2 protein-coding genes are annotated in these 2,973 nt (G+C 47.2%); one reads left to right on the top strand and one right to left on the bottom strand.

What is annotated here, in order from left to right; genetic code table 11:
- Positions 1-791: 791 nt before the first annotated feature.
- Complete coding sequence (locus GXX57_11200; protein ID HHV45214.1) at positions 792-1,772, bottom strand: LacI family transcriptional regulator; 981 nt, start codon at positions 1,770-1,772, stop codon at positions 792-794.
- Positions 1,773-2,141: 369 nt separating this feature from the next.
- On the opposite strand from GXX57_11200, the gene GXX57_11195 reads away from it, so the two are divergent.
- Entirely contained in the window at positions 2,142-2,831 is a 690-nt protein-coding gene (locus tag GXX57_11195; GenBank protein ID HHV45213.1) for a LamG domain-containing protein, read from the top strand.
- Positions 2,832-2,973: the final 142 nt, after the last annotated feature.

Here is a 2,973-nt window from a genome sequence, read left to right as displayed (position 1 = left end):
CACTCTTGAATGATCTTCTCCTTGAACTCATCAGAATACTGGCGTGACTTCATTTGGAAACCCTCCCTGACTCAATACTATCATAGTGCAAAGGGTTTCTCCAAACTCATTGCGGGGCCCTTAGGTTTCCCCCCTAATGCGTGCCTGTGATAAACAACACTTAGACTTCCTGGTGCTTATTCCCTTCTTAAACTACGAGGGGTCGTACATTCCGGAAGCTTGGAACCTCGGATGGAATTCCTTACGTTGGGAAGATATCAACTTGCGGGCTGGCATCCTCGGAAAGCTAAACCGTAGGACTTGTTGTTGGAGCCAAAGCTGCTCGTGCGATACGAAGGACCCCGCGTGTCACCAAAGACACCCTTCCCTAGCCAACTTTTTGATTTCCGACCTACTTCATTGGGGAAATCTCCTACGGATACTCGTCAATCCACCGGTTCATCGGTTGTTGGGCGTACAATACACCAATCTCTGAACAGTCCCTCCATCTCAGCGTTTTGTTCATGAACCGGCTCAATACCTTCGCCCCTTCATCGCGTATGGCCAAAAGTTCAACAACGCAGGCTTCATGTAATTCCCCCTTCAGGGCACCATTCTCCTTCGATAGTCGAGCACAAAAGGTCCACGTCTGTGCCGCAGAAATTGGAATGGAGTTCTAAAACAGGATCCTATCCGCTCACTGAGAACCGCTTATCAATGCTTACATCTGAGATGGCTTGGACTTCAGATTGTTGAACAATGTCCCCACACCAAGCCTTGGTAATAGCTAGACCCACTAATATAGGCTAACCCTAGTCTGCCCCGTCACTGCACCCACAAGACCCGCGATAAATGGGCCTTGCGGGAATGGTGATATGCGCAGAGCAATATCCATTGTAGATTACTTCCTTCAACAAGCGGGCCGCTGTCTCCCCTAACCTGCGGGGAGACGTGTTGATCGTACTTAAGCGGGGAGTACTGTTTCGACTGACCGGCAGATCATCACAGCCTACAATAGCAATATCCTCGGGTACCTTTATGCCCTGGCTTTGGATACTTTCCATAATGTAACATGCCACACCGTCGCTTTCGGCGAGCAACGCATCAGGCCAGCTGTCCAGTTCAAGCAGCAGTTTAACAATCTCTTTACGACGGGGGGCACTTAACAGAACAGTCTGCCCCTCCTCAAGGTGCCGTTCCACCGCAGTTTGATGACCTTGGAATCTCTTTCTTGCCCACGATTTTATGGGTTCCTGACAAGCAAAGGCAAAATTCTTGTAGCAATGATGTTTTATCAGATGGGTAGTTACTTCATAGTAGGCCTCGAAGTTATTGGTACAGACGGTACTTATCCGTTCGTTATCAGTATAGCGATTGATCATAATGATTTTGAGATCGGTCTGATCAATAATGTGCTTGATACTCGGGTGTTCCTCTTCCCCTCCAAAGAAGATGATTCCATCCAGATCTGCGAAGCCGTTAGTAATCGTATCGATGGGAAACAGATCCGATTCCACCGTAGCCACCAGGTGCAAAGCATCTCCCAGTTCATGCTTGATACCAGCAAAGTACTGTTTATAGACTTCACTTTCGGTGAAGGAGCTGGTCTGGGCAATGACGCCTATTCTCAGTTCATCCTTGGAGGTCTTGCGATTGTAGCCCAATTCTCTAGCAACCCGCAAGATTCTGTCCTTTGTCTCCTTTGCCACGGTTCCTTTTCCCCGCAAGGCCTGTGAAACCGTACTAACCGATACGTTAGCTTCACGAGCTATGTCGCTTAATGTTGGCTTCATATCCGTTGACTCCCATGCAGTATTGCTCACGGTTTTCCGCTTGCTACGAAAAATTTCCTCCAAAACTTTAGCTGAAACTTGCTGTACACAGTCAGTATATCACAGCGTCGTCCTTTTCGGCAAGTACTAGGAAAAGCGACTCCTATTGCTAAGATTGGGGCTTTTGGTCGGGCGCACCCGTTTTTTTAGGAACGGAGGAAGGAAATTGTATAGAAACATAGAATTACAATTGCAGATGATGTGTCAAGGTATCGGTTTTGCTAAACTTTTTTCTGTACTTTTTTGTACTTCCTTTTTTACCATAGATGACATGGAGGTGAACATCAATTCTTGTTGTCTCAAAACCACGAAACACAAGGAGGGATTAAGTTGTATAGACACACGTGGGGAGTCTTGGTGTTACTGCTAATGGTCTGTGCTGGATGTGTAACCATTCTGCCTCCCGAACAAGGCGATCTATTGCTATTCTTCTCAGACTTTGAGGACGACGAAGTCGGAGGAGCCCCTAGTGGAGTCCATGTATACAATGGAAATCCAGTCATTTCCGACCACTTCGGTCGAAAGACTGTATACATGGAACATCCCAATTACGAGACTGACTACAAAGGAGACTCCTACTATATCGCCTTTGAACCACAGACAGGTATAGTCTCCCTGGAATTGTGGGCGTACATGACCGGGACAAACCGCAGTCTCAACATCATTTTTGCCAGCGACTACGAAGCTTTGAACAAATACTCTACTGAAAACTGCGGTGTATATCTCCAGTTTGATCGCTATGGTGACTTACGAGCGCTTTACATGACGGAAAAACAGAACTGGTTGAAACTGGCCGACTATGAAGCCAATACGTGGTATCACCTACGGGTCGAGGTGGACGTTGCGTCCAATACATACGATGTTTATCTCAACAACAACCTGGTGGGAACCGACGTGCCCTTCTACGGAGAACAAAGCAGTCTTAATTCCGTGTTTATCAGATTGGCACATCTTAGGGCAGAGCCTATGCCGCCCGTTTACCCGGTTCACATCGACAGTATCCGCATCGAACGCAAATAGAACAAAGGAGGTCCAATCCTAAGGGCCCCGCAATGAGTTTGGAGAAACCCTTTGCACTATGATAGTATTGAGTCAGGGAGGGTTTCCAAATGAAGTCACGCCAGTATTCTGATGAGTTCAAGGAGAAGATCATTCAAGAGTG

This window comes from Bacillota bacterium, from assembly GCA_012839765.1.
Taxonomy (GTDB): Bacteria; Bacillota; Limnochordia; order DUMW01; family DUMW01; genus DUMW01.
Note: the sequence above shows the minus strand (reverse complement) of the source record. Positions and strands in the feature narration are given on the sequence as shown.

Bases quoted from the DNA above. Each gene is read 5' to 3' on its own strand.
- GXX57_11200 (HHV45214.1), bottom strand. From the start codon at position 1,772: ATGAAGCCAACATTAAGCGACATAGCTCGTGAAGCTAACGTATCGGTT.